The organism is Duganella sp. GW821-FHT07F09 (assembly GCF_059418705.1).
On record NZ_JBWKQJ010000001.1, the window covers coordinates 62,064 to 68,652 of the forward strand.

Sequence of the window (6,589 nt, forward strand, 5' to 3'; positions counted from 1 at the left end):
TCAATACGCAAAATTTGTTGCGTCGCATTAATATATCAGCGTGTTGACAGCCACACCACAAAAATTACTTCTATTTCAGTAATTAATTGCATTTGACCTACTTTTAGGCGTAAAAAAAGCACGCCGGCTATCGCGGGCGTGCTTTTTTGCTACAAAATCGCCGATGTTCGGCGATTATCGCTGCAGTGCTATCGAATTTAGTTACGAACGATACGCTTGTATTCGTTGGTGCGGGTGTCGATCTCGATGACGTCGTCCTGGCTCACGAACAGTGGCACTTGAACGGTGTGACGCTTCGATTCGATGGCGTTTTCGATCTTGGCTTCCTTCAGGACGTTGCCCGAAGTGTTGCCCTTGACCGCAGGTTCCGAGTACACGATCTGGCGCGCGATGGTGGTCGGCAGTTCAACCGAGATCGCCTTGCCGTCGTAGAACACGGCTTCGCATTCCATACCGTCTTTCAGGTAGTTCAGCGCGTCGCCCAGGTTCTCTTCTTCGATTTCGTACTGTTCGTAGTCCGCGTCCATGAAGACGTACAGCGGATCGGCGAAGTACGAGTAGGTCACCGGCTTTTTGTCCAGCACGACCACGTCGAACTTGTCGTCGCCGCGGAAGACGTTTTCCAGCGGGCTGTTGGTCAGAAGATTCTTCATCTTCCATTTGTACGTGAAGCCCGTGCGGCTCGAACCGTTGACATCGGAGCGCAGCACGATGAATGGTTTGCCTTCGACCATGATGATATTGCCAACACGAATTTCTTTTGCAGGTTTCATAGGGAGTGTACGTAAAAAGTAGGTTGCGTAAAAATCATCTGTCGCCGGGCCAAAAGCCGTCAGCTCACGGTTGATCCAGTAAAAATGTGCGAGATTAACCCGGCATTATACCCGGCTTTTCCCGCGACGCCTATCTCAAGCTGGCGGCGAAACGCATCAGGTTGTCGGCCAGATCGCCGTTGGCCAACATCTGTTGCCGCCACTCTTCGGCGCGGGCGGCCATTTGCGGCATCTCCCCGTGGAAGGCGCGCCACAAGCGCGGACTATCGCCCTGTCCGCCACCCGCCGGGGCGCCGTTCCAGTCCAGCGAAAATTGTTCCAGCGCGGGCAACGCGGCCGCGTAGCGTTGCAGGAAGGCGCGCAATTTCTTGTGGTGCAGATTTTCATCCTGCGGATAGATGTGCCAGACGAACGGCTTGCCGGCCCACTGGGCGCGCACGAACGAGTCCTCGCCGCGCACGAAGTTCAGGTCGCAGGCCCACAGCAGTTTGTCGTAATCGGGCTGCGGCACGAACGGCAGCACCCGCACCGTCAAGGCGCCCCGCGTGGCCGCCGCGCCCGCCGTGGCCGCGCCGCCGAGGAACGCTTGCACCGCCTCGGCGGCGACGCCTTCGGGCACCAGGCACACAATGGCCTCGCCGCCCTGCCGCCAGGCGTCGAACAGCGCCGCGACCGGCGCGTGCGGATAGCAAAACAACGACACCTTGGTCGCGGCCAGTTCGCGCGCCGTCACGCCCAGTCCGCCCAGGAACGCCGCTATCGCTGCCGGGTCCGACTGGAACGCCAGCCGCTCGGCTTCCAGCGCCGCCTCGCGCAGCAGGCCGCCGGTCTTGTCGGTAAAGCCGGGGAAGAAGAAATGCTTGGTCAGCGGCAAGCGCGGATGCGGCGACGTCAGCCGATGGCAGCCCTCGACCCACTCCTCCGCCGTCAAGCCTTCCAGATTGAACCAGACCGGGCGCGGCGCGCACTCGGCCATCGCGGCGATGTAACCGGGCGGGATGTCGCAGGCGAAAAACTCGATGACGATGTCGGCCACGTCGGCGGCGCCGTAGACACCATCTTGGCCGCGCCAGTGGCGCACGGTGACGCCGTCGATCCGTTGGGTGTCGGCGTCGGTCGCCACTTGCGGACAGAGGCGCCGGAAGCTGGCCAGATCGTCGACCCACAGCCGCACGTCGAGCACGTGTTCGCGCCGCAACTGGCGGGCGAGACGCCAGCAGATACCTATGTCGCCGTAGTTGTCGACGACACGGCAAAAGAGGTCGAGGGTGCGCAAAGTCATGATGGAAGCGGTTTACAAATGAGGCTGGATGATACCTGATTACCGCGCGGCGGGAACCAAGAATACCAAAACTTCCCGCCGCGCCGCAGGTCCAATTTCCTCCAGCGCAGGGCACCGCAGGGAGGCAGCCTTGCAGAACAACCGCGAACAATACCAACAATAAAAAGGTGGCGGCGCGCCGGCGCTGGAATCAATAAAGCCATCAACAACAGTAACCAACAACAAGGAGATGTCATGAATGAGTTTCAACAATACTATGGGCAACAACTAGCGCCGCAACAAATGGGGCAGACCGGCGGCCTTGCACCAACGGGCTTCCTCGGCGGCATGTTCGGCGCCCCGCTTGGGGGCCTGATCGGACGCGGCATCGGTGGGCTGTTCGGCAACGCCAAACTGGGCAACCAGATCGGCCAGGTGGCCGGCGGCATCGGCGGTTCCTTCCTGCCACTGGGCGCCGACCCCGTCAGCGCGGCCTACGCACAGCAAGCACAGCAGCAACAGCTGCAGCAGCTCCAGCTGCAACAACTACAGCAGCAAATGCAGCAGCCGGGCGACCTGTCGGCGCAAGGCTGGTTCGGCAACCTGGTGAGGAATGTGGCGCGGCCGCTGGGCGGCGCGATCGGCGGTGCCTTCGGCAATGCCGGCCTGGGCAACACCATCGGCGGCATCGCCGGCCAGCTGGGCGGCATGCTGCCATTCGGCGCCGATCCGGTGTCGCAAGCCTACGCGCAACAGGTACAACAGGCGCAACAAGAGGCGCAGCTGCAGCAACTGCAGCAGCAAGGCCTGGGGCCGCAAGGCTGGTTCGGCAACCTGGTGAAGAATGTGGCGCGGCCGCTGGGCGGCGCGATCGGCGGCGCCTTCGGCAACGCCGGCTTGGGCAACACCATCGGCGGCATCGCCGGCCAGTTGGGCGGCATGCTCCCGTTCGGCGCCGATCCAGTGTCGCAAGCCTACGCCCAGCAGGCGCAACAGGCGCAACAAGAGGCGCAGCTGCAGCAACTGCAGCTGCAAAGCATCGCGCAAGGCATGGGGCCGAACTTCGGCTCGACGGCCGGCTCCGGCTGGCTGGGCAACCTGCTGCGCAACCGTGCACTGAGCAGCTACTACTCGCCCACGATCGGCAACACCGGCATCGTGGGGCCGCGCATCGGCAGCCAGCCGATCGGCCAAACCACCCCCAACCTGCTGCCGTTCGGCGCCGATCCGGTGGCGCAAGCCTACGCCCAGCAGGAGGCCCAGCTGCAGCAACTGCAGCAATTGCAGCAGATACAGGACGGGCAGCAGGGGCTGACGCCGCAAGGCGGCTGGTTCGGCAACCTGATCAAGAACGTCGCCCAGCCCTTGGGCGGCGCCATTGGCGGCGCGTTCGGCAACGCTGGACTGGGCAGCACGATCGGCGGCATCGCCGGACAGCTGGGCGGCATGCTGCCGTTCGGCGCCGATCCGATCACGGCCGCCTACGCCCAGCAAGCCGCTCAACAAGCCCAACTGGCTCAGTTGGCCCAGCAGCAAGGCGGCAACAGCGCAATGTATGGCGGTCAACAAACACTGCACTGATGCTGTCCTGACACGCTGAGGCGACGGCGCCACGCGCCGTTCCTGCCCTCCGACGGCCGCGGCCGCGGAGGGCGCTGTTTTGAGGAGAAAACCATGAGCCAAGCGCACACCGCGCCGGGCAAGGCCAGGTACTTGATACATGCCGCCTGCGGCACGCCGCTGACGGACTTTCTGGCGATGGCCGAGACCGATCCCGAAATCACCGTGGTCGATCTGATCGGCCCGCGCGGACAGCCGCACACAGCCGTTTTGGAAATCAGCGAAGACACCGCGCAACGGCTACAGCGGCAGTTCCGCGACGCCGGCGCCCCCACCCACCAATTAACGATAGAGCCGGACCGCCCGCTGTCGATGTTCGACAGCGGCGCGGCCGGTCCGATTTGAAAGGAATCCACATGCCCAAGAATCCCAACGGCGGCGCACCGACGGCGCCGGAGTCCACATCAAGCGGCGCCGAACCGGCCGTCGCATCAAGCACTGAAGGGCGCGGCGGCGGCCGAGGCGCCGGCGCGTCCGGCGCCTCGGGCGGCCCCGCCGGCACCGGCGCCACGGCCGGCGGCGGCACGTCGGCGGCCGGCAGCGCCGGCGGCGTCAGCGATGATGCCGCCGACGGCAATGCCGCGCGGGCGGCCGACAGCCGGGCCGACAGCGTCGGCCGCGCCATCGGCTCGCGTAAAAAACAATACGTCGTCGCGCCGCGCCAAGTGTCGGAGGGGCTGCAAACGCTGGGCTTCCAGCCGCTGCAGTTCTCAGCGCTGGAACAGGCGCTGCGCAACAGCGCCGACATCGAGGTGGTCGACACCGTCGGTCCCAAATCGGTGCTGGGCGCGCTGGCCGACGGACTGGGCGGCAGCCAAGGCGTGCTGGTGGCGCGCATGACGGAACAGAAAGCGGCCCTGCTGCACCAGCAGGGACAGGGCCGGCTGCTGGTCGAGCATGACCAGCACCTGAGCTTGATGGAGCCGGCGCTGCGCCAGCCGCAGATGGTGACCGGCGTCATGCCCAACGGCGGCGGCCCGGTCGTCAACGCCGTCATCAGCGTGATCGGCAAGGACGGCGCGCCGCAGGCCGACGCCGAGGTGTCGCTGTTCGGCGGCATGCTGCCGGCCAGCGGCAAGACCGACGCCAACGGCCAGGTCACCTTGTCGCTGTTCGGCGAGACGCCGGAGTCGATCACCGGCCTGTATGTCAAGCCCAAGGCCGACTACTGGAGCTTCTACCAGCGCGATCCGGACATCAGCACCGACGAGGCCAATGTGGTGGCGCTGCGCGCGCTGTCGGACTGGCCGGCGCTGGCGGGCTTTCCACGCCAGCGCGCGCTCGGCTGGGGACAGAAGGCCATGCGGCTCGACCAGTTACCGGGCGCCTACCGGGGCCAGGGCATCAAGATCGCCGTCGTCGATTCCGGCGCGGCCACCTCGCACGACAATCTGCACGGCATCAAGGCCGGCTTCGACGTCATCAACAAGAAGACCAATCCCGACGGCTGGGACCAGGACACGATGGGCCACGGCACCCATTGCGCCGGCGTCATTGCTGCGGCCGACATCACCTCCGGCATCCGCGGTTTCGCGCCCGACGCCGAGGTCCACGCGTGCAAGCTGTTCCCGGGCGGCCAGGTCAGCCAGCTGATCGACGCGCTCGAGTACTGCATCGACAAGCAGATCGATGTGGTCAACCTGAGCCTGGGCGGGGCCGAGGTGTCCGAGGCGCTGGAACAGCAGATCCTGCGCGCCAAGCGGGCCGGCATCGCCTGCATCGTCGCGGCCGGCAACTCGGGCGGTCCGGTGCAATATCCCGCCTCGTCGCCGAACGTGCTGGCGGTGGCGGCCATCGGCAAGCTCGACGAGTTCCCGATCGACAGCTACCACGCGCAGACGCTCGACTCCAACGTCGACGCCTACGGCTATTTCACCGCCAAGTTCAGCTGCTTCGGACCGCAGGTGGGCGTGTGCGGGCCGGGCGTGGCGATCACCTCCTGCGTGCCGCCGAATAACTTCGCGGCGTGGGACGGCACGTCGATGGCGACGCCGCACATCACCGGCCTGGCGGCGCTGATCCTGGCGCACCATCCGGACTTCCAGAACCCGCAGTACAAGGCGCGCGGCGCCGAAAGGGTCGAGCGGCTGTTCCAGATCATCCGCGCCAGCGCGCGCCGGGTCAGCCTGGGCGACCCGAGCCGCACCGGTTTCGGCATGCCGGACGTGCTGGTGGCGGTCGGTCTGCAAACACACAGCGGGCAAGCGGTGCAGCAGCCGGCTGTGGCGCCGCAAGGCATGATGGCGCCGCAAGGCATGCTGGCGCCATTGATGGCCGGCGGCATGGAACCGTTCGGACTGGAGCTGGCGCGTGCGCCGTGGAATATCCCACGCACCGGGCCGTGGTACCAGATATCGCCGACGATGCCGCCGCAGTATCCGACCTTCCATTGGTGAAGGCGTCCAGGAATGCAAAAAGCCGCACGAGGCGGCTTTTTGCATACTGCTTGTTTGGCGTCCCCAGGGGGATTCGAACCCCCGTACTCACCGTGAAAGGGTGATGTCCTAGGCCTCTAGACGATGGGGACAGAAATCTGTCCGTGTTGCTGACCTGAACTGCTGGTAAAACTCTAGACTGCTTGTAAGACTGGAAAAATCTGGCGTCCCCAGGGGGATTCGAACCCCCGTACTCACCGTGAAAGGGTGATGTCCTAGGCCTCTAGACGATGGGGACTTTTCCAAGGCGCGAATCATAGCAGTCAAATTCAGCGAGCGCAATAGCAAACCCTTGTTTTTGCACGAGATTCCCGCAAGATTGGCAGCCCGGCAACGAGCGCCCACGAAAACAAAAGCGCGCGAAAGCGGCGGCGCAAATACAAAAAAGCCGCTCAAGGCGGCTTTGTCATCGAATCAAATACTGGCGTCCCCAGGGGGATTCGAACCCCCGTACTCACCGTGAAAGGGTGATGTCCTAGGCCTCTAGACGATGGGGACAT

At 64.5% G+C, this 6,589-nt stretch carries 5 protein-coding genes and 3 tRNA genes; 3 read left to right on the forward strand and 5 right to left on the reverse strand.

Annotation, left to right across the window (positions count from 1 at the left end; genetic code table 11):
- Positions 1 to 197: 197 nt before the first annotated feature.
- Together AC07P1_RS00300 and earP are read right to left on the reverse strand one after the other, a co-directional pair.
- The gene (locus tag AC07P1_RS00300; protein ID WP_209715243.1) at positions 198 to 773 is read right to left on the reverse strand and encodes an elongation factor P; all 576 of its coding nucleotides are present in this window, start codon (positions 771 to 773) and stop codon (positions 198 to 200) included.
- Positions 774 to 903: 130 nt separating this feature from the next.
- On the reverse strand, positions 904 to 2,055 hold the full coding sequence (earP, locus tag AC07P1_RS00305) for an elongation factor P maturation arginine rhamnosyltransferase EarP (protein ID WP_494693981.1): 1,152 nt from the start codon (positions 2,053 to 2,055) through the stop codon (positions 904 to 906).
- 234 nt (positions 2,056 to 2,289) lie between these two features.
- Between earP and AC07P1_RS00310 the strand changes: the two genes are divergently transcribed.
- From AC07P1_RS00310 to AC07P1_RS00320, 3 genes are all read left to right on the forward strand, one after another.
- Positions 2,290 to 3,615: a hypothetical protein gene (locus tag AC07P1_RS00310; RefSeq protein ID WP_494693982.1), complete on the forward strand. Its 1,326-nt coding sequence runs from the start codon at positions 2,290 to 2,292 to the stop codon at positions 3,613 to 3,615.
- A gap of 93 nt (positions 3,616 to 3,708) precedes the next feature.
- A complete protein-coding gene (locus tag AC07P1_RS00315) occupies positions 3,709 to 3,999 on the forward strand; it encodes a hypothetical protein (RefSeq protein WP_494693983.1) in 291 nt (96 codons plus the stop codon).
- Positions 4,000 to 4,010: 11 nt separating this feature from the next.
- Entirely contained in the window at positions 4,011 to 6,050 is a 2,040-nt protein-coding gene (locus tag AC07P1_RS00320) for a S8 family serine peptidase (RefSeq protein WP_494693984.1), read from the forward strand.
- Between the two features lie 55 nt (positions 6,051 to 6,105).
- Here the strand turns inward: AC07P1_RS00320 and AC07P1_RS00325 are convergent.
- The 3 genes from AC07P1_RS00325 to AC07P1_RS00335 form a co-directional block, all read right to left on the reverse strand.
- Positions 6,106 to 6,181, reverse strand: a tRNA-Glu gene (locus tag AC07P1_RS00325).
- A gap of 70 nt (positions 6,182 to 6,251) precedes the next feature.
- A tRNA-Glu gene (locus tag AC07P1_RS00330) sits at positions 6,252 to 6,327 on the reverse strand.
- Positions 6,328 to 6,511: 184 nt separating this feature from the next.
- Positions 6,512 to 6,587, reverse strand: a tRNA-Glu gene (locus tag AC07P1_RS00335).
- Positions 6,588 to 6,589: the final 2 nt, after the last annotated feature.

What these genes read in the sequence shown, in the direction of transcription:
- AC07P1_RS00300 (WP_209715243.1), bottom strand. Translation starts at nt 773, where the DNA reads ATGAAACCTGCAAAAGAAATTCGTGTTGGCAATATCATCATGGTCGAA.
- earP (WP_494693981.1), bottom strand. Translation starts at nt 2,055, where the DNA reads ATGACTTTGCGCACCCTCGACCTCTTTTGCCGTGTCGTCGACAACTAC.
- AC07P1_RS00310 (WP_494693982.1), top strand. Translation starts at nt 2,290, where the DNA reads ATGAATGAGTTTCAACAATACTATGGGCAACAACTAGCGCCGCAACAA.
- AC07P1_RS00315 (WP_494693983.1), top strand. Translation starts at nt 3,709, where the DNA reads ATGAGCCAAGCGCACACCGCGCCGGGCAAGGCCAGGTACTTGATACAT.
- AC07P1_RS00320 (WP_494693984.1), top strand. Translation starts at nt 4,011, where the DNA reads ATGCCCAAGAATCCCAACGGCGGCGCACCGACGGCGCCGGAGTCCACA.